Raw genomic sequence first — 23,175 nt, 5'->3', positions numbered from 1 at the left:
AGCGCAAATGCACACGGCGCAAGCGCCCGCTGCATGGCGCGAGCGCTCTACCCACGATGTTACGGGGCCTGCCCGCAGATCTTTTCAAAATGTTGGCGGGGTAATCACCCAGATCACCACGGCGTCCACCTCGCCGGGGTTGCCGTAGCGGTGCGGCTCCTGGCTGGAGAAACTGAAACTGTCGCCTTCGCCCAGCAGGAAATGGCGCTCACCCACCCAGACCTCAAAGCTGCCGCACAGCACGTAGCCGGCCTCTTCGCCTTCATGGCTGTAGCTTTCCTGGCTGTAGGTGCCGGGCGGAAAACGTGAGTGCAGCATCTCCAGCTGGCGGTTGGGCTGTGGGGTGAGCAGCTGGTCGACGATGCCGTCTTCGTAGTGCACGCTCAGCCGGCTGTTGCGCCGCACTACATAGCCTTGATCTTCCGGGGCGGTGTTGGCTTCGCTGGCGAAGAACCACTGGATGGTCACCCCCAGGCTGCGAGCAATGTTGAACAGCGCCGGAATCGACGGGTAGGACAGGTTGCGCTCCAGCTGGCTGATGTAGCCGGCGGTGAGTTCGCTCTGCGCCGCCAGCGCCGCCAGGGTCATGCCGCGGCGCTTGCGCAGGCCGCGGATGCGGGTGCCGAGAAACTGTGGCGCGCTGGCGCCGTCTGCGGCGGGCGAGTTGTGGGGCGGTTGGCTCATGCACGTCGGTCCGTCGGGAAAGCCGCAGTATGGGCAGCCTCAGAGCGCCCAGGCAACAGCCAGGCCGTCGTGGATCGCCTCCTCGACAGTGCGTGGGGCCAGGCAGTCACCGATGCGCTGCACGGCCACCAGGCCAGCCAGTTCGTCGGCGAGGGTGTCCTGGGGCTGGTGGCCCATGCACAGCACCAAGGTATCGATGCCCTCGAAGATCATCGGTTCACCGCTGGCGGTGTGTTGCAGGTAGACGGTGTTGTCATCGCTGCCGTACAGGCGCGCATAGGGGGTGATGGCGATGCCCAGGCGATGCAGTTCGCCGGCCATCTGGTCGCGCACGTACAGCGGCAGGCTTTCGCCGCAATGGGTGCCATTGACCGCCAGCTGAACCTGATGGCCGTCGCGCACCAGGCGCTCGGCGATGCCGGGGCCGATCCAGTCACAGCGCCAGTCGACCACCAGCACCGAGCGCCCCGGGTTTGCCTCATTGCGCAGGATTTGCCAGGCATCCACCACCTGCAACTCACCGCTGCGTTCGAATGCGGGCCAGTAGGGCGTGGCGCCGGTGGCGGCGATGACCAGGTCGGGGCGCTCGCGTTCGACCAGGGCGCGATCCACTCGCGTATTACGTACTACGGTTACGCCTGCCAGCTGCATTTCCCGTTGCAAGTTGGTGCTTGCACCCCCGAATTCGCTGCGTCGGGGCAGCAACTGAGCCAGCTGGACCTGCCCGCCCAACTGCGTACTGGCTTCGTACAAGGTGACGTCATGGCCACGGGCAGCGGCTACGGCAGCGGCCTTCATGCCAGCCGGGCCGCCGCCAGCTACCAGGATGCGCTTGCGTGCAGTGGCAGGGGCGGGCTGGCCGTAGTGCAGCTCGCGGCCGGTTTCCGGGTGCTGGATGCAGGAGATCGGCAGGCCGCGATGGAAGTGGCCGATGCAGGCCTGGTTGCAGGCAATGCAGGCGCGTATGTCCTCGGCCTGGCCATGCTCGGCTTTGCTGGGCATTTGTGGATCGCAGATCAAAGCCCGGGTCATTCCGCACACATCGGCCTGGCCGCGGGCCAGGATCAGTTCGGCTTCCTGCGGCTGGTTGATGCGCCCGGTCACGAACAACGGAATGTTCAGGTGCTGCTTGAAGGTGCCTGCCTCGCGCGCCAGGTAGGCGGGGGCAATGGCCATGGGCGGCACGATATGCACCGCGCCACCGAGTGAGGCAGAGGTGCCGGCGACGATGTGCAGGTAGTCGAGCTGGCTTTGCAGCGCCTGGGCGGCGGCCAGCGATTCGTCTTCGCTCAGGCCCTCGCTGTCACGCTCGTCGGCGCTGATGCGCAGGCCGATGATGAACTGCTCGTCGGTGGCTGCACGCACCGCCGCAAGCACTTCGCGCAAAAACCGCAGGCGCTGTTCCAGCGCGCCGTTGTAGCCATCGCCACGGCGATTTACCCGCGGGTTGAGAAATTGCGCCGGCAGGTAGCCGTGGCTGGCCACCACTTCCACGCCATCCAGCCCGGCCTGGTGCAGGCGCCGGGCGGCGCTGGCATAGCCCTGGACAATCTCGTCGATCATCGCCTGGTCGAGCGCCCGCGGCATTACCCGGAACCGTTCATTGGGCACCGCCGACGCCGAGTAGGCCACGGCCAGCAGGCCATCGGCCGACTCCATGATCTCCCGCCCGGGGTGGAACAGCTGCGACAGCACCCGCGTGCCGTGGGCGTGGCAGGCTTCGGCCAGGCGCCGGTAGCCGTCGATGCAGCTGTCATCGGTGGCCATCAGCACGTGGGAGGTGTAGCGCGCACTGTCGTGCACCCCGGCCACCTGCAGCACGATCAGGCCAACGCCGCCAGCGGCGCGGGCGCGCTGGTAGGCGATGAGCTTGTCGTTGACCTGGTTGTCGGTGGGCAGGCAGGTGTCGTGGCCGCTCGACATGATGCGGTTTTTCAGGCGTTTACCGCGGATGTGCAGGGGTTCGAACAGGTGAGCGAAGGCGGTGGTCATGCAGGCGGCTCCGGTGCGGTGTTGTTCTTGTTTTTCTAATAAAAGTGTAGGCTCAGTAAAAAATCAAATCATTTATTTACTGGCGCATGAATCGCGTTGGCCCAGGACTTGGACGAGCAGAAGCGGCTGGTGGCTGACCTGGGTGACAAGCCGGTGATGATCCTGCGTAACCATGGCTTGTTGACCACCGGGCGCTCGGTGGCCGAGGCGTTCTTGCGCATGTACTACCTGGAGAAGGCCTGCGAAATCCAGCTGGCGGCGCAGAGTGCCGGGCAGCTGGTGTTGCCGCCTGAGACGGTGTGCGCGCACACCGAACGCCAGTTCAATGCGCCGGGGCGGGCGTTGAAGGAAGGGGAGTTGACTGACCCGGATGCCATGCAGCTGGCCTGGGCGGCTTTGTTGCGGATGTTGGAGCGAATTGCGCTGGGTTATCGCGACTGATTTGCCTTAAGGGTTCTGCGTCGGCCTGGTAGGAGCGAGCGCAGCTCGCGATGGGGCGCGCAGCGGCCCCGCCGGGGCTGCTTTGCAGCCCATCGCGAGCTGCGCTCGCTCCTACGGAACAAATCATAACTAAGTGCCATCCTCCGCGCCGCCTTCGCATGCACGCCGTAACAGCCGATCTGTAGTGCAAGGGTTGGCCATAACTGTGCTGGTCCATGGCCGGAAATTGGCCTTATGCTGTTACGAAATATGTCTAGAACGCCTGAAGAAGGAAGTAGCAATGCCGCTCAAGGACCTGCTGATCGCCCTGGTGGTGATCGTCGCCTGGGGAGTCAATTTCGTAGTCATCAAGGTGGGCCTCGATGGGCTGCCGCCGATGCTGCTGGGGGCGCTGCGCTTTCTGTTGGTGGCATTTCCGGCCATTCTCCTGGTCAAGCGGCCAAAGCTGCCGTGGCGCTGGCTGATCGCCTACGGCGCAACCATTTCCCTGGGCCAGTTCGCCTTCCTGTTCCAGGCCATGTACAGCGGCATGCCACCGGGCCTGGCTTCGCTGGTGCTGCAATCGCAGGCGTTCTTCACCCTGGGCTTTGCCGCGCTGTTTCTCGGTGAGCGCCTGCGCCTGGCCAGTGTGCTGGGGCTGGTGATCGCCGCCAGCGGCTTGGCGCTGATCGGCAGCGAAGACAGCGGGCACGTACCGTTGGTGGCATTGCTGCTGACGCTGTGTGGCGGGGCCATGTGGGGCATGGGCAACATCATTACCCGCCGCTTCGGCTCGGTGGACCTGGTGGCGCTGGTGATCTGGGGCGGGCTGATTCCGCCGCTGCCGTTCCTGGCCTTGTCGTGGTGGCTGGAGGGGCCGGAGCGTATCGGCCATGCACTGGCCAATATCAGCTGGAGCTCGATTCTGGCGCTGGCCTACCTGGCGTTCGTCGCGACCATGGTCGGCTACAGCCTGTGGAGCAAGCTGCTGTCCCGCCACCCGGCAGGGAAGGTGGCGCCGTTCTCGCTGTTGGTGCCGGTAATCGGGCTCAGTTCGTCGGCATGGTTGCTGGGCGAGCGGCTGACGGCGGTGCAGGGTTGGGGTGCGTTGCTGGTGATGCTTGGGCTGCTGGTCAATGTGTTCGGGCCCAAGCTTGGGCAACGGTTGCGGGCAGCCAGCGCGCAGTGACCGCGGGGCCACTGGTCGGTTGTGGACTTTTCGTCCGGGCAGTCTTCATGTGACCGTCTAGTCTCACTGGCTCAGGTCGCGTTTTCAGGCAGGGCTTTTCTTGCCGACGTGGCTGCCACTGAAGGGAGACAGGGCATGAGCGAGTCCTATTTCGAAGACGTAAACGATGCATTCCCGATCAACAGCCAGGTGCGCTGCGGCCAGGCGGCGTTTCGCCTGGGCTTTGCCCACATGACCCTGGATGAATCGCAGCAGCTCAAGCCTGTGCACCTGCAACGCAGCAAGAAAGGCCGCTTCACCCCGCGAGTACCCGTCAAGAAGTAACCCCAGCAGTGCTCGCTTCCTCCCTGTAGGAGCGAGCAACGCTCGCGATGCGCCGCCCCGCGGCGCCCCTCGCAACCCCGTGAACCCCATCACGCCAATTGCTCATTTATCTCAACGTTGCTTGACCCTGCTCAAGGCAACCGTGGGTTGCACTCGCGCAACGCCGCTGGCTGTGTTCTGCTTGCCAGGCATTGAGCAACGGAGCGCAAATTTCATGCGGATCAGGGACGAAACCTATTGGCAGTGGGCCGACGCCCAACTGCATTGCCGTACCCACAACGAAGCCTTGAGCGACGGCACCACGATCGACGTGCAGGTACGCCTGTCACGCCTGGGGGCCACCCAGCTGTTTCTTGGGCTGTACCGCCAGGATGGCCAGGCACTGCTGGAGGAGTATTACCCAGCGCGCCCCGGGGAAACCATGACCCGGGCTTTGGTGTGGGGCGTGGATCGGGCCAGGGCGCTGGCCACCGGCGCCTTGCCCATGCCGCGCCAGCGGCGGCGGGCATGAAAAAGCCCGGCCTATGCAGGCCGGGCTCGGTAAGGGTGTCGCCCGTCAGTTGAGCGGGTCGATCACCTTGACTGCCTGCCGCTCACGGGCGGCGGGCCATTCTTGTTGCAGGGTCTGCAGCACGCGGCCAACGAACTCGGTGTCGGCGGCGGCCTTCTTGCCGACGTAGCCCTGGCCACGGCGGTAGACCTTGAAGCGGGCGCGCATGCTGGGCAGGTGCGCTTCGAATTCATCTTCGACCGTGTTCGGCGGCAGGCGGTCGAGGCGTACCTCGCCGGTCTGGCTGACCCACAGCAGGTGGTCATCGAGGCTGTCCTTGCGCAGGGCGAACAGCTGGGCCAATTGGTCGATAGTCGGATTGTTGTTCAAGTTCATCATAAAGCCCCCATTACCTATTTGTTGTTGATTGTCACAGTTGGCGCCACAGGCGTGTAGCGCACTACCAAGGCTGCTACAGCAGCATCGCAACAGGGGCTTTCTCACGCTGCCTTTTGGACAGATTCCCGCTCCACGAACGGCCCGCGTTACCGCGCAGGCCGTCTGGAATACCCTTGCCACCGCTCCCGATCAGGGAGACGGCTTCATCATGCACAAGCGCGATGAACGGCGTCAACCGTTTTGTAGTGAATTTTTTCAAGCACTACATCTTGTCGGACAATCCTTCCTGAACTACTCCCGGGCGCCCAGGCTGGAGAGAATTCGGTAGGCGGCGCGCACGCGCGCTTCGTTCGGGTAATTGCGGTTGGCAAGCAGCACGATGGCCTTGCCCTCGCTGGGGATGAACGCGGCGTAGGCGCCGAAACCATTGGTGGAGCCGGTCTTGTTGTACCAGGCGGCGGGCAGGGCGGGCAGCGCCGGAACCAGGCGCCGGGTGGCCTGGGGTTCGCGAATCAGGCGTGGGCTGTTGCCGTCGACCAGGGTGTCCAGGGCCACCGGGTAGGGGTAGCGTTCCCAGCCCAGGCCTTGGGTCATGGCGCCTACCTGGAAATAACCGCCCTGGGTGATGGCGACCGCCTGGCGCAGCGCCGGGGCCAGTTCCGCCGGTTGCAGGTTCAGGCGCACGTAGCGCAGCAGGTCGCGGGCGTTGGTCTTGATGCCGTAGGCTTCATCGGCATAAGGGCCGGGGCTTACCCGCACGGGGCGGTTCTGCGCATCGTAGCCTTGCGCATAAAGGCCTTGCGCGCTTGCAGGTACCTGCAGGTAGGTGTGCTGCAGGCCCATCTGCGGCAACAGTTGGCGGGTCATGAGTTCGGCGAACGGCTTGTGTTGCGCGCGGGCGGCAAGGTCACCGAACAGGCCCAGGCTTGGGTTGGAGTAACAGCGCTGGGTGTAGGGCTCGGCACGCGGCGCCCAGGTGCGGAAGAATGCCAGCACCTGCGCCGGGCTTTGTACCGGGTCGGGGAACTGCAAGGGCAGGCAGTCGGCGCTGTAGGCTCCGAACGCCAGCACGCGGACTTTGCCCAGCGGCGTGCCGGCAAGGGCGCTCTGGTAGCGCTGGGCCGGGGCATCGAGGTCCAGCTTGCCTTCGGCACTGGCCAAGGCCGCGAGGGTGGCGGTGTAGGTTTTGCTCAGCGAGCCGATCTCGAACAGCGTGTCGGCGCCCACTGGGTTGCCTTCGGCCTTGCTGGCCACGCCATAGCTGAAGTAGTGGCTCTGGCCATTGGCATAGACGGCCACCGCCATGCCGGCGATGTCCTGTTCCTTCATCAGTGGGCGGATGACGGCGTCCACCTGGGCCTGTAACGGCTCGGCGGCGTGCGCCGAGGTAATGCCGAAGGCAAGCAACAAGGGGGCGAGGCGAACGTGTGGCATGCAGGGATCCTTTTCGGGCGAGTGTCCGTTGAGCGACACCGATGGGGGTTCCGGCGTTAGCAGGAAAAAACCACAAACCTTATCGTCTGTACTTGCACAACCACAAGATGGAATCGGTGATGAAGTATTTGCGCATGTTGTTCGACAATTTCACCCTGTGCCTGCTCGCAACGGTGCTGATCGCCACCGTGCTGCCGTGCTCGGGCGACAGCGCGGTGTATTTTGGCTGGCTGACCAACCTGGCCATCGGCCTTTTGTTCTTCCTGCACGGTGCCAAGCTGTCGCGCGAGGCGATCATCGCCGGTGCCGGGCACTGGCGCCTGCACCTGCTGGTGTTTTCCTGCACCTTCGTGATGTTCCCGCTGCTGGGCCTGGCCTTCAAGCCGCTGTTCGTACCATTGGTAGGCAACGAGTTGTACCTGGGCCTGCTGTACCTGTGCGCCTTGCCGGCCACCGTGCAGTCGGCCATTGCCTTAACCTCGCTGGCCCGCGGTAACGTGCCAGCGGCCATTTGCAGCGCGGCGGCCTCCAGCCTGATCGGCATTTTCCTCACCCCGCTGCTGGTGGTGATGCTGCTGGGCGCCAGTGGCGATACCGGTTCGGGGCTCGATGCGGTGATGAAAATCACCTTGCAGCTGCTGGTGCCGTTCGTGGCCGGCCAGATCGCCCGGCGCTGGATCGGTGCTTGGGTTAAGCACAATGCCCGTTGGCTGAAGATGGTGGACCAGGGCTCGATCCTGCTGGTGGTGTACACCGCGTTCAGCGAGGCGGTGGTGACCGGGTTGTGGCACACCGTGTCGGCGCAGCACCTGGCCGGGCTGTTCGCGGCCTGCGGGATCTTGCTGGCGGTGGTGCTGTTCGGCACGCGGCTGCTCGGCAAGGCCCTGGGTTTCAACCTGGAAGACCGTATCACCATCTTGTTTGCAGGCTCGAAGAAGAGCCTCGCTACCGGCGTGCCGATGGCGCAGGTGCTGTTCGTGGGCAGTGGAATTGGCGCGATGATTTTGCCGCTGATGCTGTTTCACCAGATTCAGCTGATGGTGTGTGCGGTGCTGGCGCAGCGGTATGCCGCCCGTGAGCAGGTGGGGGAGCGGGCTACCACGTCATCCTGATGGCTCTTGCGCGCGTTGGCCGTAAACCTGGTAGGAGCGAGCGCAGCTCGCGATGGGCTGCAAGGCAGCCCCGGCCGTATGCGCCGCGAAGCTGAAAGCCCGGGGCCGCTGCGCGCCCCATCGCGAGCTGCGCTCGCTCCTACCCCAAGCCACAGGCTAGCGCGCCTGCCCCGAACTGCGCTGCCTCAGCGCTTTCCCTACCTCAGCCTCGATCTTGTAGGCCGGCCCCTCCAGCTCATCGTAATTGCGCGTATAGCGCCGGGCGAACTCTTCCACCCCCAGCTGCTGATACTGCTGTACGTGCTTGAGCTCGTGGGCCCACAGCGCCACGTTGTCCTCGGCATCGCTGGCATGGCGGAAAATGACCGTGTCGATCAGCGTCACCGCATTCACATCCGGGTTTTGCAGCAGCGCGTTGGCCGCACTGATCTGCTGTTCGTCACCCACCCGGTAGCGCGCCGCATCCAGCACGGCAAAGTCGTACCAAGGTTCTAGCTGTGCGCGGATGTGCAATGGAATCGGCTGGCTGCCACTGGCGGTGGCTTCATCGCGGGCCTGGCGCAGGGCGTAGGCCAGGCTGGCCGAGGCCACGGTTTGCACGTCGTTGAGAATTTGCCCGGCCTGGCCGGGGTCGATCGGTGCGCAGAAGCACGCCATCAGGCAAACCTGGTACTGCCCAGGCGGGCAGGCCTGTTCGGCCAATGCCGGTGCTGCCAGCAGCAAGCCCAGCAACAGGTTAACCGGCCGCATTCAATGCCCTTTCGACAAAGCCCTTGCTCGCGTCCAGCAGTTGCCCCTGAACCTGCTCGCTGGCCAGCATGCGCCCCACCACCAAGGCCCCCACGCACTGGCTGATCAACACCCAGGCCAACGCCTCGTCCTCCAGGGTGGCGCTCCAGGCCGCATGCAGGCTGACCAGCCAGTGCTCGGCCTGTTCGCGCACAGGGCGTTCGGCGCGGGCAATTTCCACCCCCAGCGGCGGCAGCGGGCAGCCGCCCTCGGCGTTGTGCAGGTGTGCAAGGCTCAGGTACTGCTGCAGGCAACGGGCCAGGCGCTCGCGGCTGGCGCCCTGGTTGGCCAGGCGCGCCAGCGGGCTGTTGCACAGTTCCTGGCGGACCACTTCGGTGAACAGGTCGTCCTTGGACGGGAAATGGTTGTAGAACGCACCGCCCGTCAGGCCGATGGCCTTCATCAACCCGGCCACACCGGTGCTGGCAAAGCCGCCACGCTTGGCCAGTGCGCCGCTGCTGGCCAGCAGCTTGTCGCGGGTTTGTTGCTTGTGTTCGGTGGAGTAGCGCACGGGAAACCTCTTCGCGCTGGCTTGACGATGGGGGCGATCATAACATAGCGTTCGTTTACTAAACGATCATTCATCTATGGGGGCGAGCATGGCAGAACAACAAAAAGTGGTGCTGGTGGTCGGTGCCGGGGATGCCACCGGCGGCGAAATTGCCAAGCGTTTCGCGCGTGAAGGCTACGTTGCCTGCGTCACCCGGCGCCAGGCCGACAAGCTGCAGCCGCTGGTCGACGAGATTCGTGCAGCAGGCGGCCAGGCCCATGGTTTTGGCTCGGATGCGCGCAAGGAAGAGGAGGTGGCCGAGCTGGTGGAGACGATAGAGCGCGACATTGGGCCGATCGAGGCGTTTGTTTTCAACATCGGCGCCAATGTGCCGTGCAGCATCCTCGATGAAACCCCACGCAAGTATTTCAAGATTTGGGAAATGGCCTGCTTTGCCGGCTTTCTCACCGCCCAGGCGGTAGCCCGGCGCATGGTGGCCCGTGAACGGGGTACGCTGCTGTTCACCGGTGCTACCGCCGGCACTCGCGGTGCCGCCGGTTTTGCCGCCTTCGCCGGCGCCAAGCATGGCCTGCGCGCCTTGGCCCAGAGCATGGCCCGTGAGCTTGGGCCGCGCAATATTCATGTCGCCCACGTGGTGGTGGACGGGGCGATCGACACCGCGTTCATTCGTGACAGCTTCCCCGAGCGCTACGCCCTGAAGGGGCAGGACGGCATTCTCGACCCTGCGCACATCGCCGACAGCTACTGGTTCCTGCACGCCCAGCCGCGCGATGCCTGGACCTTCGAACTTGACCTGCGCCCGTGGATGGAGCGCTGGTAAGCCCTGACCGATCAAGGAGACGTGCCCGATGAGCAAGACCGTTGAGTTTCATTTCGACCTGGGCAGCCCGGCCAGCTACCTGGCCTGGACCCAGTTACCCGCCCTGTGTGCCCGCCATGGGGCGCGGCTTGAGTACCGGCCCATGCTGCTCGGTGGGGTATTCCAGGCAACTGGTAACGCCTCGCCGGCGATGATTCCCGCCAAGGGGCGCTACATGTTCACCGACCTTGGCCGTTTTGCGCAGCGCTATGGCGTGCCGTTCGGATTTCCACCCGGGTTCCCGATCAATACCTTGGCCCTGATGCGCGGTGCGATGGGGGTGCAGATGCGGTCGCCCGAGCGCTTCGAGGCGCTGCTGGCGGCGCTGTTCAATGGGTTGTGGGCGCAGCGGCGCAATCTGGGCGTGCTTGACGTGCTGGATGACACGCTGCTGCAGGCTGGTTTCGAGCCCGAGGCCTTTCATGCCCTGGCGGCAGATGCCGAGGTCAAGGCTGAGCTCAAGCGGGTGACCGAGCTGGCCGTGGCCCGGGGGGTGTTTGGTGCGCCGACCTGCTTTGTTGGGCAGGAGATGTTCTTTGGGCAGGACCGCCTGGACTTTGTCGAGGCTGCCTTGGCTGGGGAGCAGGGGTAGGGGCCGCTGTGCGGCCCATCGCGACATGCTGTCGCTCCTACAGGGGGGGGTTAGAAATTTGCCGGGGTGTTGGCGCTGATGATTTCGGCCTCGTCGGGGCCGATGTTCTTGAAACTGTGCGGCAGGGTGGTGGGGATGTAGTAGCCATCGCCGGAGTTGAGGATGCTGACCTGGCCATCGACCCAAAGCTCCACGGTGCCCCGGGTGACCAGGCCACATTCCTCGCCCTCGGCATGCACGATCGGCTCGCCTGAGTCGGCGCCCGGCGCGTAAAGCTCGCGCAGCATGCGCATCTGCCGGGCTTCGACGCTGGCACCGACCAGCAGCATGCGCAGGCCGTTGCGGCCCAGGTCTGGCTGCTCGCCTGCGCGAAACACGAAGCGTTCCTCGCGCACTGGCTCGTCGAAGCTGAAGAACTCCGCCAAGGTCATGGGGATGCCTTCCAGCAGCTTTTTCAGGGAACTGACCGAGGGGCTGACCCGGTTCTGTTCGATCTGCGAGATCGTCGAGTTGGTCAGCCCGCTGCGGCGGGCCAGTTCCCGCTGGGAGAGGTTGTTGCGTTCACGCACCAGTTTGAGTCGTGTCCCCGTGTCCATAGCCGCCTTGTAATCAGAGGTGTTAAAAATAATGGGCGACGCATTAAAACACACTCTGCACGCTTGCGCGCTGTGCTTCTCAGGCCGCTTGCGGGCGTGGCAGCGGCCACAGCCCGACCAGCAGCAACAGCACGGCCACGGCCAGGAAGGGCAGGCGCGGGTCGACCGCGTAGACCAGGGTGCCAGCCAATGGCCCGATCACCGCGCCCATGCCCTGGGCTGCGCCAATGGAACCGGCGGTGGCGCCCTGTTCGCTGGCCTGCATGGCATTGGCTGCCAACGCTGAAAACGCCGGGAAGACGAAGCCCATGCCGGCTGCGGCGACGAAGTAGCACCCCCACAGCCACGGCGCGCTGCTGGCCATGGCCCCGCACGCAAAGCCCAGGGCCGAGATGCTGGCGCCAACGCGGATCATCTTCAACGGCGGCCACTCCAGCTGGCGCAGCAGCACCTGGGCCAGGATCAGCGCCACACCCACCGTGGTCAGGGCAATGCCTGCCGCTTGCGCGGCCTGCGCAGGTTCAAGGCCCAGGCGGTCGAGGGCGAAGAAACCGACCACGATCTGCGACACCGTGACGCTGAGCATGGCGCTGAACGCCACCAGCAGCGGCCGGCGCAGGCGCGGGTCGCCAAGGCGTACCGGGCTGGGCGCGTAGTTGTGGGGCAGGGGCTGGGGCTTGAGCTTGAACAGCAGCACCAGGAAGGCACTGGCCGGCAGCAGCGACATCACGTGGAACGGCAGGCTCAGGCTGTGCCGCGCCAGCAGTGCCGCCAGCGCTGGCCCCACGACCAGGCCGACGGCGTTGGCCGCGCCCAGCGATGCCATGGCCCGGGCCCGGCGCTGCGGCTCGACATGGTCGGCGATCAGTGCATTGCCGCCCACCGGAATGGCCGCATAGAACGCGCCGATACAGCCGCGTGCGAGCATCAGGCCGACGAACGCCAGGGTCGCCCCAGGCAGCCAGCGCAAGGCGCCTTCGATGAACAGGCACAGCAGCCAGTAGGCCAGGGTGAAGCCGGCGCTGCCCAGCAGCAGCACCCGGCGCCGGCCCAGGCGGTCGGCAAGCCGGCCCCAGGGCCTGGCCAGCAGCACCCAGACCACGCCGGCCACCGTCACCGCGGCGCCGGCTTGCCAGGTGGCCATGCCCAGCAGGCGGGCGATGGGGCCGATCAGGGCGACGAAGGCCATCATCGACATGGTGCAGGCCATGTTGGCCAGCAGCAACGGGCGTAAATCCAGGGTGCTGGCGGGGGTGAGCAGGGCAGGGTCCTTTGCGATGTTCATTGGCAGTCCAGGGCGGTTCGACACGAATAGGGTGCTGAGCTTAGTGAGCATCATTATCGTTTGTCGAGCCCGCCCGGGTTTGTACCGGTCATTCGCTGCGCCGCAGGGGGCCTGGCCACATGCTGCGCAACACGCCGTCACGGCGCACCCAGGCGTGCATCAAGGCCGCGCCCAGGTGCACCACCACGGTTGCGAACAGCAAGTAGCCGGCCCAGCCGTGGGCCTGGCGCAACACCGCGTACAGCTGCAGGTTGTGCGGGGCGATGGCGGGCAGTTGCAGCGGGCGCGGGTAACCTCCGGCAGACAGCATGGCCCAACCCAGCAATGGCATGGCCAGCATCAGGCCGTACAGCACCAGGTGCGAGGCACCTGCAGCAAAGCGCTGCAAGGGCGGCAGGTCACCTGGCAGCGGTGGATGGGGCAGGGCCAGGCGCAGGCCAATGCGCACCAGCACCAGTACCAGCAGGGCCAGGCCCGTGGCTTTGTGCAGCGCCACCAGCAGCGGATGGCGCGGCGACAGGTCGCCTACCATGCTCACACCAATGAACAGCATGGCCAGGATCAGGATTGCCATCAGCCAGTGGATCAGGCGTGCCAGGGGGTGGAAGGCTTCAGGTTTCATGGCTGCTCTCCGGTGCCGAGCGATTCGCGGCTGCGGCGGTTGAAAGACACCGAATAGGCGGCCGAACGGGCAGCCAGGATCGGGTCGGCGGACGGCTCGATGCCGTGGGGCAGAATCAACGGGTCGAAGTTGAGGTCGCGGCAAGCGCCTTGCTCAGGGCCGTCGACCTGTTCCAGCACCAGGGTGCCGGCGTTCACGCTGCGCCGTTCGGCTGGCCAGGGGCGAGCGGGGTCGTCCACGGCATCGCCCGCGTCGGCCAGCACCAGGCGCAAGGTCCAGCGCAGCGGGCCCTGGGCCAGGCGCTGTTGCAGGTCATGCTGGAGGAACTGCTTGTCATCGACCTGGCCGGGCAGGGCCGTGAAAGGCGTTTGCGGTTCCAGTTGCCAGCGCACCGGTTGCGCGTTGCCGTTGGCGTCGATCAGGCGGAAGGCATTGATGCTGTGGTACTGGGTGCTGGCGAAGCTGTCGCTGGGCTTGTAGCTTGCCGCCCATTGGCGGAAGGCCGCGCTTTCCGGGTGGGCGGCGAAAAAGGCCTGCAGTTTCGCAGGGTCTGGCTTGCCGGTGGCGGGGTCCGGCGCGCCGGCCAGTACCTGGTCGTAGAAGCCCTGGGGCGTGCTCACCGCCAGCACCGGCGGGTTGTTCATGCCGGTGCGCCAGACCTGGCCATCATCGGTGCTCAGCTCTATCGCCAGGCTGCGTACCGGGATGCTGGTGTCCGGGGCGAACGGGTTGGCGCCGCCGATGGCGAAGCGGCCGATCACCGGCACCCGGGCCTGGCTGAAGGCGCGGGCCGTGCTCAGGCTGGCGGCCTCGCCGCTGGGCTGGAAGTAACCGCTGACGCACAGGCCCTTGGCGTGGTTCTTGCGGTAGCCTGGGTGGTGGCCAGCCTGGGCCTCGAAGGTGTCGATGATGCGCTGCGGGGTGAGTTCCGGCTGGCCGATCCAGCCGGCGGCATAGGCGAAGCCGACACCCAAGGCGAGCATCACGGCGCCGATGCCGGCCAGGCGCACGGCCTTGGCGGGGCCTTGCAAAGGTGGGTTCATGGTTGTCGTCCGGTTCAGTGAAGGTGCCAGTACGACGGCGCAGGGAAAAACTTATTCCCCCGCCCGGAATAAATTTCGTTGCCAGGCGTCTGCCCCCTACACTGACAACCCCGAAGGCCGGTACCTTGCCATGCACGACCTGGATGAACAGCAGTGGCGCGAGCTGTTGCAGCGCTTGCGCCGCTTTGCCCTGTGGCTGACCCGTGACGCCGGCAGCGCCGATGACCTGGTGCAGGCCACCGTGGAGCGCGCCTTGAGCCGGCGTGGGCAGCAGCGTGAGGCCGAGGCCCTGCGCGCCTGGCTGTTCACCATCCTTTACCGGCTGTTTCTTGATGGCAAACGCCGCGACCGCCTGCATGCCCGCTGGCTGTCCTGGTTTGGCCGCGGCACTGAGGAAAGTGAAGCGGTGGGAGACAACCTTGAGGCGATCGTCCTGGCCCAGGCCGACTTGCAGGCGTTTTCCCGGCTTTCTACCGAGCAGCGTGCATTGTTGTTGCTGGTCAGCATCGAGGGGCTGAGCTACAAGGAGGCCGCCCAGGCCTTGAACATTCCCATCGGCACGGTGATGTCGCGCCTGTCGCGCGCGCGCGCAGCCCTGCGTGAACTGACCGAGGGCAACCCCCAGCCCCCGGCCTTGCGGAGATTGAAATGACGCGCCTGATTCCCAGCGAAGATGAATTGCATGCCTATGTCGACGACCGCCTGGCGCCGCAGCGGCGCGGCGAGGTGCAGGCGTGGCTGGCGGCCAACCCGCTGGAGGCTGCGCGGGTCGAGGCCTGGCGCAACGATGCCCGGCGCCTGCGTGCAGCACTGGCCGGGTTTGCCGAACAGCCGGGGGCTGCACCGCTCGACCTGCGCCAGGTGCAGCGGCAGGTACGCCAGCGCCGCCAGCGGCGCCTTGCTTCGGCGGCGGTGTTGCTGCTGGCCCTGGGCGTGGGCGGGCTGGGGGGATGGCAGGCGCGGCAGGTGACATTGGCCGGCGATGTGCTGCCGATGGCTGATGCGGTGCAGGCCCATCGGTTGTTTGCCGGCAGTGAGGCGTTGGATATCCAGGCCAGCGACCCTGCGCAATTGCGCGACTGGCTGGGGCGGCATTTCAGCCGCGTGGGGCAGTTGCCGGACCTGGCAGGCTACGGGTTCCAGCCGGTTGGCGCGCGGCTGCTCAGCAATGAGCAGGGGCCGGCGGCGTTGCTGGTGTTCCAGGACCGCAATGGGCAGCGCATCAGCCTGTTCCTGCGCTCGCCAGGTGACCACTTCGAGCGCATGCCCCAGGGGCAGCGGGTGGATGGGCAGCTGGAGGCGCGGTACTGGTCCCATGGGGCGTACAACTTCGCCCTGGTCAGTGCGGCGGACGATGTGCGCGGGGCGGGGGTGGGGGAGGCGCTGCGGCTGGGGTTGTAACCCCGCGCCGCTGCGAATTCCTCGCCTCCCGGTAGGAGCAAAGCTCGCGATGCGATCTACCAGGCGCAGTGCGCCTCAACGCATGCACTGGCCTGTGGCACCGCATCGCGAGCTTCGCTCGCTCCTACCGGGGATCTGCGCTGGGCGAGTTCAGCTCAGCTCAAGCCAGATCGGCGCATGGTCCGAAGGCTTTTCCATGCCGCGCAGTTCATAGTCCACGCCGGCGGCCTTGATCCTTGGCACCAAGGCCTGGGAGGCCATGATCAGGTCGATGCGCAGCCCGCGCTTGGGCTCGTCCTCGAAACCGCGGCTGCGGTAGTCGAACCAGCTGAAGCGGTCGGTCACTTCCGGGTACAGGTGGCGGAAGCTGTCCACCAGGCCCCAGCCCTTGAGGCGCTCCATCCATTCACGCTCCTCGGGCAGGAAGCTGCACTTGCCGGTTTTCAGCCAGCGCTTGGCGTTGTCCGGGCCGATGCCGATGTCGCAGTCCTGGGGCGAGATGTTCATGTCGCCCATCACCAGCAGCGGCTGGTCAGTCTTGAACTGCCCTTCGAGCAGCGCCTGCAGGTCGCTGTAGAAGCGCTGCTTGGCCGGGAACTTGGTGGGGTGGTCGCGGCTTTCGCCCTGGGGGAAGTAGCCATTCATGATGGTGATCGGCGTGCCGTCGGCATCGGCGAAGGTGCCCCAGATGAAGCGGCGCTGGGCGTCTTCCTCGTCACTGGCAAAGCCCTTGAACAGGCTCAAGGGTGCCTGGCGCGAGAGCAGGGCGACGCCGTAGTGACCCTTTTGCCCGTGGTAGTGCACGTGGTAGCCCAGGGCTTGAACGTCAGCCAGGGGGAACTGATCGTCGCTGACCTTGGTTTCCTGCAGGCCGATCACGTCCGGCTGGTGCTTTTCGATCAGCGCCGCCAGCTGGTGCGGGCGAGCCCGCAGGCCGTTGATGTTGAAACAGACGATCTTCATGGAAAGACAATCCTGGTAAAAGGCCGGATGCTAGCCGACATCGGCCACGATCACCAGCGTGGCAGCCCGCCCGGGGCACTGCTAAGGTGCACAGCACGAGGTGAACGATGCGCAGTGGGGCACCTCCAAGGCTTGTACGCCCTTTCCAGGAGGTTTGCCCGCAATGCCCAAAACCACTGCCGCCCAGGCCCGTGTCTGCATGCTTGACGACGGCTACAGCCGCGAAGCGCGTTCGCTGTTGTACAACGCCTACCGTCACGAACCCACCTTTGCCTATATCTTCGACGCCCAGCGGCCCGGTTACGAACGGCGCCTGCGGGTGATGGTGCGCGAATGGGTGCGCCAGCACTTCTACCTGCAGCTGCCGGCCATCGGCTTGCTGGTGGAGGACCGGCTGATCGCCCTGGCCTTGATCGTGCCGCCGCAGCGTCGGCTGGGTGTCGCCGACAGCTGGGCCTGGCGCCTGCGCATGCTGCTGGGCACTGGCCAGCGCTGCACCCGCCGCTACATGGAATACCAGGCTGCGCTGATCGGCTGCCTGCCGCCAGGGCAGGTGCACATGCTGCCCCTGCTGGGTGTGCACCCGCAGTTTCGGGGCCAGCAGTACGGGGAGCAATTGTTACAGGCTGTGCACGACTGGTGCGCGGAGGATGCCAACACCCAGGGCGTGGTGCTGGACTCGGGAAATGCGCATTACCTGGCGTTTTACCAGCGCCAGGGCTATGAAGAAATTGGTGAAGTGGCGGTAGGGCCGATCCGCGAACGGGTGTTCTTTCATCCCAATCCGGGCGCTTCGTTGCCCTCAATTGCCTGAACAGGCTTGCCAGACGCCTCCCTTGAGCGGCTGGCTCTGGTAGCATGCGGCGCATGACGTATTCAGGAAGATTCACCTGGGGCCTGGTTTTCTGGGCCGCCAGTTTTGCAGCATGGGGCCAGAGCGCGTTGTTGGTGCAGGTTAAACCGGCCAACAAGGCGCTCAAGGCCAATGTCGAAGGCTATATTGGCACCTTGGGGGACCGCGACGAGGAAGCGCTGCTGCGTTTCAGCCGCGGGGCAGAGGAGCAGGCGCGCAAAGCTGCGCAGGCACTTGGCTACTACCAGGCGCAGATCGACACCGAGGTCAAACCGCCGACCAAGGACGATCAATCCCCTCAGCTGATTATCAAGATCGACCCTGGCGAGCCGGTGCGCCTGCGCAACGTGACGGTGCGCATCGAAGGCCCGGCCAGCGAGATGAAGGCCTTCCGTATCCCCGACAGCAAGGCCCTGCGCCCGGGCGAGCAGCTTAACCATGGCCTGTACGAAGACGCCAAGCGCTTGATCCAGAACCAGGCCTCGCGGTATGGCTTCTTCAGCGGGCGCTTCAGCCGCCAGCGCCTGGCGGTGGACCCGCAGGCGGGCGTTGCCGACATCGAACTGGTGTACCAGAGCGGCCCGCGCTACCGCCTGGGCGAGGTCCGCTTCAGTGGCGACACCCCGTTGGACCACGACCTGCTGCAGCGCATGGTTTCGTTCAAGCCAGGCACGCCCTACGACTCCGAGCTTATCGCCGAACTCAACAACGACCTGCAGTCCAGCGGCTACTTCGAAGGCGTGAGGGTCGACGCCGCGCCCACCGCCGCCGTGGGCGAAGACATTCCGGTGGACGTTCGCCTGGACAGCCGCAAGCCACGCACCATGGGCCTGGGCCTAGGCTTTTCGACCGACGTCGGCCCACGCGGCAAGGCCAACTGGACCCGCCACTGGGTCAACCCCCAGGGCCACAGCTATGGCTGGGAAACCGAACTCTCGGCGCCGCGGCAGAACGTCGGCCTGTGGTATGACATTCCCCTCGACCCGCCGCTGACCGACAAACTGCGTTTTGCCGGTGGTTACCAGAACGAGGAGCTTTCCGGCACCGACACCCTCAGCAAGCTGCTCACCGTTGGCCCCGAATGGCACAGCAAGTTGCCCAGCGGCTGGCAGCGGGTGATTTCGCTGAAATACCAACGCGAGGAATACCGCCTGGGCGACGACTCGGGCCTGAGCAACCTGCTGATGCCCGGTATCAGCTTCAGTTACCTGCGCAGCGACAACCGCATCGACCCGCACAACGGCTATCGCCTGCAGTTCGATGCCCAGGTGGCCAAGGAAGGCCTGGTGTCGGACACCAACCTGCTGCATGGCAACGTGCTGCTCAAGGGCCTGACCACCCTGGGCCACAACCACCGCTTCCTTGGCCGTGTGCAGTTCGGTGGCAGTGCCACCAACGGCTACAAGAACAATATCCCGCCGTCGCTGCGTTTCTTCGCCGGTGGCGACCAAAGCGTGCGCGGCTATGACTACCAGACCCTGTCGCCAAAAAACAGCGACGGCGACCGCATCGGTGGCCGTTACCTGGTGGCTGGCAGCGTCGAGTACCAATATTCACTGACCGACAAGTGGCGCCTGGCGACCTTTGTCGACCAGGGCAACGCCTTCAATACCCTGGAGCTGCCTAGCCTGAAGACCGGGGTTGGCTTTGGCGTGCGCTGGGTGTCGCCGGTGGGGCCGCTGCGCCTGGACCTGGCCAAGGCGCTCGATGACGACGGCGGTATTCGCCTGCACTTCTCCATGGGGCCTGAGCTGTGATGCGTGTGTTGAAATTCGTTCTGCTGGGCCTGCTTGGCTGTGTACTGCTGGTGGCCGCCGCCCTGGGGCTGGTGCTGGGCACCGAAGGCGGCAGCCGCTGGGCGCTCGCCCGGGTGCCCGGGCTTGTGGTCGAGGACTTCCAGGGGCGCCTTGCGGGTACCTGGCAGGCCAGCCGGCTGAGCTGGGCCGATGCGGGCAGCCGGGTAGAGGTGCAGGCACCGCTGCTGAACTGGTCGCCGGCGTGCCTGCTGCGGGCCACCTTGTGCATCGAACAGCTGCATGCACAGCGCCTCGACATGGCCTTTGCACCCAGCGACCAGCCTGCCGAAAGTGGCCCGTTGCAACTGCCTGCGCTGCGCCTGCCGCTGGCCATCGAGGTCACCGAGGCCAAGGTCGGGCAGATACGCCTGGATGGCAGCGACCTGCTGGGCGACCTGCACCTGGCGGCGCACTGGGCGGCGGGCGGGCTGCGTATCGACAGCCTGCAGCTGCAGCGCGACGACTTGCGGGTAGATGTGCACGGCGACCTGCAGCCCGAAGGCGACTGGCCGTTGCAGGTACAGGGGCAGGTGCAGTTGCCTGCCGTGGAAGGCAAGGCCTGGCAACTGGCATTGACCGCCAAGGGCCCGCTGCAGAAAACCCTGCAACTCGACGCCACCAGCACGGGCTACCTCGATTCGCACCTGAGCGGTGAAGTGCAGGCGCTGGCCGAGCATGTACCCGCCAGGCTCCAGCTTCGTGCCGAGGCTTTCAAGCCGGCGGCAACGCTGCCTGATACCTTGCAGTTGAACCAGCTGCAACTGGATGCCCAGGGCGACTTGCTCAAGGGTTACCAGCTGTCCGGCACTGCCAGCCTGCCGGCCGAACAGGGCCCGATCGCCCTGGCCCTGGCAGGCCGGGTCGATGCCAAGGGTGCCAATGTGCAAGCCCTGGACCTCAAGGCCAGCGACAGCCAACGCCTTAAGTTGCAGGCCAATGCCGACTGGCAGCAGGGCCTGAGCGCCGATGCCCAGCTTGACTGGCAAGACTTCCCCTGGCTGCGCCTGTACCCGTTGCAGACACCACCTGAAGTCACCCTCAAACGCCTCAATGCCCAGGTCACGTACCGTGATGGCCGCTACCAGGGCCGCTTCGATGGCGACCTCGACGGCCCGGCGGGGGCGTTCACCCTGGCCAGCCCGTTCAGCGGCGACCTGGGCCAGGTAAGCCTGCCGCAGCTCGCGATGACCGCGGGCCAGGGCAAGGCGGCCGGCAGTGTCGCCGTGCGTTTCGCCGATACCCTGGCCTGGGATGTCGACCTGCAGTTGTCGGCACTGGACCCGGCCTACTGGCTGGCAGAACTGCCCGGCACCCTGGCCGGCCCGCTGCGCAGCAAGGGCGAACTGAAGAATGAGCAATTGAACCTGGATGCCCAGCTCGACCTCAAGGGCCGTTTGCGCGGCCAGCCGGCCGTGCTCAAGGTCGAGGCGCAAGGGGCGGGGCAGGCCTGGACCCTCGGCGCCCTGGCCGTGCAACTGGGTGACAACCGCATCAACGGCAGCGGCAGCCTGCAGCAGCGCCTGGCCGGGCGCATCGACCTCGACCTGCCGCGGCTCGGCCAGCTGTGGCCGCGGCTGCAAGGGCAGGTCAAGGGCCGGCTGGACGTGAGCGGTACGTTGCAGGCTCCCCAAGGCAACCTGACCCTGCTTGGCCAGCAACTGGCCCAAGCGGATAACCGGGTGCAACGCCTTGACCTGACGGTGCGGCTGGACAACGCCCAGCGCGGCGTGGTGGAGCTCAAGGCGGGCGGCATTCGCTTGGGCGAAACCCAGCTGGGCACCTTGCAGGCCAACGGCAAGGGCGACATCCGCCAGCAGGCCCTGACCCTGGTGCTCGACGGCCCGCAATTGAAACTCGACCTTGGCCTGGACGGCCAACTGAGCAAAGGCGACTGGCGCGGCCGCCTGGCCAGCGGCCGTATCCAGGCCGGTGGCCAGGACTGGCAATTGCAGTCTCCCGCCCGCCTGCAGCGCCTGGCCAGCGGCCAGCTGGACTTCGGCGCCCACTGCTGGCGCTCCGGCCAGGCCAGCCTGTGTGGCGAGGACCAGCGCCTGGCACCGGAGCCGCGCCTGCGTTACCACCTCAAGCAGTTCCCACTGCAGAGCCTGGCCCAGTGGTTGCCCAAGGACTTCGCCTGGCAGGGGCTGCTCAATGCCGACGTCAACCTGGACATTCCGGCCAGCGGCCCCAAGGGCACCCTGCGTGTCGACGCCAGTGGCGGCACCTTGCGCGTGCGCGACAAGGGGCAGTGGGTCGACTTCCCCTACCAGGCCCTGCGCCTGGACAGCACGTTGGCGCCACGGCGCATCGACACCCGCCTGGACTTCCAGGGCGAGCGCCTGGGCCAGCTGAGCCTGAACACCCGCCTGGACCCTCTGGGCAAGGACAAACCGCTGTCTGGCGATTTCCGCCTGGCCGGCCTGGACCTGTCGATCGCCCGCCCGTTCGTGCCCATGGTCGAGCGCCTGGCCGGGCAGCTCAATGGCACTGGCCGGTTGTCCGGTACCTTGCTGGCGCCCCAGGTCAACGGCAACCTGACGCTCAGTGGCGGTGAAGCCAGTGGCGGCGAGTTGCCGGTGAGCCTGCAGGATCTTTCGCTGCAGGCCATGATCGCCGGCGAGCAGGTGCAACTCAACGGAAACTGGCGCAGCGGCGAAGCCGGGCGCGGGCAGCTGTCCGGGCACCTCACCTGGGGCCAGGCGCTGGGCATGGACCTGCGCCTGCAGGGCCAGCAACTGCCGGTCAACGTCGAGCCCTATGCCAAGCTGGAGGTCGCTCCCGACCTGAACCTGCGCCTGGTCGACGACAAGCTGGCGGTGACCGGCAAGGTGCTGGTGCCCAAGGGCGCGATCACCGTGCGCGAGCTGCCGCCGTCGACGGTGAAGGTGTCTGACGATACGGTGATCGTCGGTCACCAGACCGAGCAGGGCAAGCCGCCCATGGCGATGGCCATGGACATCGATGTGCAGGTAGGGCAGGACAAACTGTCGTTCAACGGCTTTGGCCTGACTGCCAACCTGCTGGGCCACGTGCACATCGGCGACAACCTCGATACTCGCGGCGAACTGAGCCTGGCCGACGGCCGCTACCGCGCCTATGGCCAGCGCCTGACCATCCGCCGGGCACGCCTGTTGTTCGCCGGCCCCATCGACACGCCTTACCTGGATATCGAAGCGATTCGCCAGGTCGATGACGTGATCGCCGGCATCCGCTTGAGCGGCAGTGCCGAACAACCCACCACCACGGTGTTTTCGGAACCGGCCATGAGCCAGGAACAGGCGCTGTCCTACCTGGTGCTGGGGCGCCCGTTGAGCACTTCGGGCGAGGACAACAACATGCTCGCCGAAGCGGCCCTGGGCCTGGGGTTGGCAGGCAGCTCCGGGGTGACCGGAAGCCTGGCGTCGAGCCTGGGCATCGAGGATTTCCAGCTCGATACCGAAGGCTCGGGCAACACCACCAGCGTGGTGGCCAGTGGCAATCTCACGGAAAAGCTGAGCTTGCGCTATGGCGTGGGTGTGTTCGAGCCGGCCAATACCATTGCGCTGCGTTACAAGTTGAGCAAGAAGGTCTACCTGGAAGCAGCCAGTGGCCTGGCCAGCTCCCTGGATATTTTCTACAAGCGTGATTTCTGAGCCATTGGCGCCGCTTGCGGCGCATCGCGAGCTGCGCTCGCTCCTACCGGTCTTTGCGTAACTGAACTGCGCCCCAGATGTTGGACACCCGTCCATCACCTGGGGTTTTTCATGAGCAAGTATCCAACACCTTTCAAGCGGTCAGCCATCCAAGCCTTCCTCGATCGAGGCTATGGCTTCCGCCATGTT

At 65.8% G+C, this 23,175-nt stretch carries 24 protein-coding genes; 12 read left to right on the top strand and 12 right to left on the bottom strand.

The features are described from left to right. Positions 1–84: 84 nt before the first annotated feature. Together F3J45_RS11610 and F3J45_RS11605 are read right to left on the bottom strand one after the other, a co-directional pair. Positions 85–684 (bottom strand): helix-turn-helix domain-containing protein, encoded by a 600-nt coding sequence (locus F3J45_RS11610; protein ID WP_167062021.1) that lies wholly within the window; start codon positions 682–684, stop codon positions 85–87. 39 nt (positions 685–723) lie between these two features. Then, positions 724–2,676: an FAD-dependent oxidoreductase gene (locus tag F3J45_RS11605; protein ID WP_167062018.1), complete on the bottom strand. Its 1,953-nt coding sequence runs from the start codon at positions 2,674–2,676 to the stop codon at positions 724–726. Positions 2,677–2,772: 96 nt separating this feature from the next. Here F3J45_RS11605 and F3J45_RS11600 point away from each other — a divergent pair, with 96 nt between their 5' ends. From F3J45_RS11600 to F3J45_RS11585, 4 genes are all read left to right on the top strand, one after another. Beyond that, positions 2,773–3,117 (top strand): class II aldolase/adducin family protein, encoded by a 345-nt coding sequence (locus tag F3J45_RS11600; RefSeq protein WP_205300484.1) that lies wholly within the window; start codon positions 2,773–2,775, stop codon positions 3,115–3,117. A 280-nt stretch (positions 3,118–3,397) separates the two neighbouring features. Continuing rightward, positions 3,398–4,285: an EamA family transporter gene (locus tag F3J45_RS11595; protein WP_167062014.1), complete on the top strand. Its 888-nt coding sequence runs from the start codon at positions 3,398–3,400 to the stop codon at positions 4,283–4,285. Positions 4,286–4,420: 135 nt separating this feature from the next. Further along, positions 4,421–4,609 (top strand): hypothetical protein, encoded by a 189-nt coding sequence (locus tag F3J45_RS11590; RefSeq protein ID WP_167062011.1) that lies wholly within the window; start codon positions 4,421–4,423, stop codon positions 4,607–4,609. A gap of 214 nt (positions 4,610–4,823) precedes the next feature. Continuing rightward, positions 4,824–5,120: a hypothetical protein gene (locus tag F3J45_RS11585; RefSeq protein ID WP_167062008.1), complete on the top strand. Its 297-nt coding sequence runs from the start codon at positions 4,824–4,826 to the stop codon at positions 5,118–5,120. A 45-nt stretch (positions 5,121–5,165) separates the two neighbouring features. Here F3J45_RS11585 and F3J45_RS11580 read toward each other — a convergent pair whose 3' ends face one another. The 3 genes from F3J45_RS11580 to ampC all read right to left on the bottom strand — a co-directional run bounded on the left by F3J45_RS11580 (position 5,166) and on the right by ampC (position 6,932). After that, positions 5,166–5,495, bottom strand: a complete 330-nt coding sequence (locus tag F3J45_RS11580) for a hypothetical protein (protein WP_240158161.1) — start codon at positions 5,493–5,495, stop codon at positions 5,166–5,168. Positions 5,496–5,571: 76 nt separating this feature from the next. After that, complete coding sequence (locus tag F3J45_RS11575) at positions 5,572–5,757, bottom strand: hypothetical protein (protein WP_167062002.1); 186 nt, start codon at positions 5,755–5,757, stop codon at positions 5,572–5,574. Between the two features lie 32 nt (positions 5,758–5,789). Next, positions 5,790–6,932 carry a class C beta-lactamase gene (ampC, locus tag F3J45_RS11570; protein WP_167061999.1) on the bottom strand — a complete coding sequence of 381 codons (1,143 nt, stop codon included), beginning with the start codon at positions 6,930–6,932 and terminating at the stop codon, positions 5,790–5,792. Between the two features lie 119 nt (positions 6,933–7,051). Between ampC and F3J45_RS11565 the strand changes: the two genes are divergently transcribed. Next, complete coding sequence (locus F3J45_RS11565; RefSeq protein ID WP_205300483.1) at positions 7,052–8,044, top strand: bile acid:sodium symporter family protein; 993 nt, start codon at positions 7,052–7,054, stop codon at positions 8,042–8,044. A 156-nt stretch (positions 8,045–8,200) separates the two neighbouring features. On the opposite strand, the gene F3J45_RS11560 is transcribed toward F3J45_RS11565, so the two are convergent. Together F3J45_RS11560 and F3J45_RS11555 are read right to left on the bottom strand one after the other, a co-directional pair. Next, entirely contained in the window at positions 8,201–8,794 is a 594-nt protein-coding gene (locus F3J45_RS11560) for a DUF4157 domain-containing protein (RefSeq protein ID WP_167061996.1), read from the bottom strand. Continuing rightward, entirely contained in the window at positions 8,781–9,344 is a 564-nt protein-coding gene (locus F3J45_RS11555) for a TetR/AcrR family transcriptional regulator (RefSeq protein WP_167061993.1), read from the bottom strand. Before F3J45_RS11555 ends, F3J45_RS11560 begins: the two co-directional genes overlap by 14 nt. Before the next feature lie 88 nt (positions 9,345–9,432). Between F3J45_RS11555 and F3J45_RS11550 the strand changes: the two genes are divergently transcribed. After that, on the top strand, positions 9,433–10,164 hold the full coding sequence (locus tag F3J45_RS11550) for an SDR family oxidoreductase (protein ID WP_167061991.1): 732 nt from the start codon (positions 9,433–9,435) through the stop codon (positions 10,162–10,164). A gap of 28 nt (positions 10,165–10,192) precedes the next feature. Then, positions 10,193–10,795 (top strand): 2-hydroxychromene-2-carboxylate isomerase, encoded by a 603-nt coding sequence (locus F3J45_RS11545; protein ID WP_167061989.1) that lies wholly within the window; start codon positions 10,193–10,195, stop codon positions 10,793–10,795. A gap of 50 nt (positions 10,796–10,845) precedes the next feature. On the opposite strand, the gene F3J45_RS11540 is transcribed toward F3J45_RS11545, so the two are convergent. The 4 genes from F3J45_RS11540 to F3J45_RS11525 form a co-directional block, all read right to left on the bottom strand. After that, complete coding sequence (locus F3J45_RS11540; protein WP_167061987.1) at positions 10,846–11,391, bottom strand: cupin domain-containing protein; 546 nt, start codon at positions 11,389–11,391, stop codon at positions 10,846–10,848. 79 nt (positions 11,392–11,470) lie between these two features. Next, entirely contained in the window at positions 11,471–12,676 is a 1,206-nt protein-coding gene (locus tag F3J45_RS11535; protein ID WP_167061985.1) for an MFS transporter, read from the bottom strand. Between the two features lie 88 nt (positions 12,677–12,764). After that, the gene (locus tag F3J45_RS11530; protein ID WP_167061984.1) at positions 12,765–13,298 is read right to left on the bottom strand and encodes a cytochrome b; all 534 of its coding nucleotides are present in this window, start codon (positions 13,296–13,298) and stop codon (positions 12,765–12,767) included. Further along, on the bottom strand, positions 13,295–14,341 hold the full coding sequence (locus F3J45_RS11525; protein WP_167061982.1) for a catalase family peroxidase: 1,047 nt from the start codon (positions 14,339–14,341) through the stop codon (positions 13,295–13,297). The genes F3J45_RS11530 and F3J45_RS11525 overlap by 4 nt, the downstream gene beginning before the upstream one ends. A 130-nt stretch (positions 14,342–14,471) precedes the next feature. Here F3J45_RS11525 and F3J45_RS11520 point away from each other — a divergent pair, with 130 nt between their 5' ends. Further along, entirely contained in the window at positions 14,472–14,993 is a 522-nt protein-coding gene (locus F3J45_RS11520; protein WP_167061978.1) for a sigma-70 family RNA polymerase sigma factor, read from the top strand. Continuing rightward, positions 14,990–15,742, top strand: a complete 753-nt coding sequence (locus tag F3J45_RS11515; protein WP_167061975.1) for an anti-sigma factor — start codon at positions 14,990–14,992, stop codon at positions 15,740–15,742. The genes F3J45_RS11520 and F3J45_RS11515 overlap by 4 nt, the downstream gene beginning before the upstream one ends. A 150-nt stretch (positions 15,743–15,892) precedes the next feature. On the opposite strand, the gene xthA is transcribed toward F3J45_RS11515, so the two are convergent. Further along, complete coding sequence (xthA, locus tag F3J45_RS11510) at positions 15,893–16,705, bottom strand: exodeoxyribonuclease III (protein WP_167061972.1); 813 nt, start codon at positions 16,703–16,705, stop codon at positions 15,893–15,895. A 163-nt stretch (positions 16,706–16,868) separates the two neighbouring features. Here xthA and F3J45_RS11505 point away from each other — a divergent pair, with 163 nt between their 5' ends. Genes F3J45_RS11505 through F3J45_RS11495 form a run of 3 tightly spaced genes read left to right on the top strand, consistent with a single transcriptional unit; the run spans position 16,869 to position 22,986 of the window. After that, positions 16,869–17,519: a GNAT family N-acetyltransferase gene (locus tag F3J45_RS11505; protein ID WP_167061971.1), complete on the top strand. Its 651-nt coding sequence runs from the start codon at positions 16,869–16,871 to the stop codon at positions 17,517–17,519. A 53-nt stretch (positions 17,520–17,572) separates the two neighbouring features. Then, a complete protein-coding gene (locus F3J45_RS11500) occupies positions 17,573–19,315 on the top strand; it encodes an autotransporter assembly complex family protein (RefSeq protein ID WP_167061969.1) in 1,743 nt (580 codons plus the stop codon). Continuing rightward, positions 19,315–22,986: a translocation/assembly module TamB domain-containing protein gene (locus F3J45_RS11495; protein WP_205300482.1), complete on the top strand. Its 3,672-nt coding sequence runs from the start codon at positions 19,315–19,317 to the stop codon at positions 22,984–22,986. Before F3J45_RS11500 ends, F3J45_RS11495 begins: the two co-directional genes overlap by 1 nt. Positions 22,987–23,175 lie beyond the last annotated feature (189 nt).

It is taken from the genome of Pantoea sp. Ap-967, from assembly GCF_011752565.1.
Taxonomy (GTDB): domain Bacteria; phylum Pseudomonadota; class Gammaproteobacteria; order Pseudomonadales; family Pseudomonadaceae; genus Aquipseudomonas.
Note: the sequence above shows the minus strand (reverse complement) of the source record. Positions and strands in the feature narration are given on the sequence as shown.

Bases quoted from the DNA above. Each gene is read 5' to 3' on its own strand.
- F3J45_RS11610 (WP_167062021.1), bottom strand. From the start codon at position 684: ATGAGCCAACCGCCCCACAACTCGCCCGCCGCAGACGGCGCCAGCGCG.
- F3J45_RS11605 (WP_167062018.1), bottom strand. From the start codon at position 2,676: ATGACCACCGCCTTCGCTCACCTGTTCGAACCCCTGCACATCCGCGGT.
- F3J45_RS11595 (WP_167062014.1), top strand. From the start codon at position 3,398: ATGCCGCTCAAGGACCTGCTGATCGCCCTGGTGGTGATCGTCGCCTGG.
- F3J45_RS11590 (WP_167062011.1), top strand. From the start codon at position 4,421: ATGAGCGAGTCCTATTTCGAAGACGTAAACGATGCATTCCCGATCAAC.
- F3J45_RS11585 (WP_167062008.1), top strand. From the start codon at position 4,824: ATGCGGATCAGGGACGAAACCTATTGGCAGTGGGCCGACGCCCAACTG.
- F3J45_RS11580 (WP_240158161.1), bottom strand. From the start codon at position 5,495: ATGAACTTGAACAACAATCCGACTATCGACCAATTGGCCCAGCTGTTC.
- ampC (WP_167061999.1), bottom strand. From the start codon at position 6,932: ATGCCACACGTTCGCCTCGCCCCCTTGTTGCTTGCCTTCGGCATTACC.
- F3J45_RS11565 (WP_205300483.1), top strand. From the start codon at position 7,052: ATGAAGTATTTGCGCATGTTGTTCGACAATTTCACCCTGTGCCTGCTC.
- F3J45_RS11560 (WP_167061996.1), bottom strand. From the start codon at position 8,794: ATGCGGCCGGTTAACCTGTTGCTGGGCTTGCTGCTGGCAGCACCGGCA.
- F3J45_RS11550 (WP_167061991.1), top strand. From the start codon at position 9,433: ATGGCAGAACAACAAAAAGTGGTGCTGGTGGTCGGTGCCGGGGATGCC.
- F3J45_RS11545 (WP_167061989.1), top strand. From the start codon at position 10,193: ATGAGCAAGACCGTTGAGTTTCATTTCGACCTGGGCAGCCCGGCCAGC.
- F3J45_RS11540 (WP_167061987.1), bottom strand. From the start codon at position 11,391: ATGGACACGGGGACACGACTCAAACTGGTGCGTGAACGCAACAACCTC.
- F3J45_RS11535 (WP_167061985.1), bottom strand. From the start codon at position 12,676: ATGAACATCGCAAAGGACCCTGCCCTGCTCACCCCCGCCAGCACCCTG.
- F3J45_RS11530 (WP_167061984.1), bottom strand. From the start codon at position 13,298: ATGAAACCTGAAGCCTTCCACCCCCTGGCACGCCTGATCCACTGGCTG.
- F3J45_RS11525 (WP_167061982.1), bottom strand. From the start codon at position 14,341: ATGAACCCACCTTTGCAAGGCCCCGCCAAGGCCGTGCGCCTGGCCGGC.
- F3J45_RS11520 (WP_167061978.1), top strand. From the start codon at position 14,472: ATGCACGACCTGGATGAACAGCAGTGGCGCGAGCTGTTGCAGCGCTTG.
- F3J45_RS11515 (WP_167061975.1), top strand. From the start codon at position 14,990: ATGACGCGCCTGATTCCCAGCGAAGATGAATTGCATGCCTATGTCGAC.
- xthA (WP_167061972.1), bottom strand. From the start codon at position 16,705: ATGAAGATCGTCTGTTTCAACATCAACGGCCTGCGGGCTCGCCCGCAC.
- F3J45_RS11505 (WP_167061971.1), top strand. From the start codon at position 16,869: ATGCCCAAAACCACTGCCGCCCAGGCCCGTGTCTGCATGCTTGACGAC.
- F3J45_RS11500 (WP_167061969.1), top strand. From the start codon at position 17,573: ATGACGTATTCAGGAAGATTCACCTGGGGCCTGGTTTTCTGGGCCGCC.
- F3J45_RS11495 (WP_205300482.1), top strand. From the start codon at position 19,315: ATGCGTGTGTTGAAATTCGTTCTGCTGGGCCTGCTTGGCTGTGTACTG.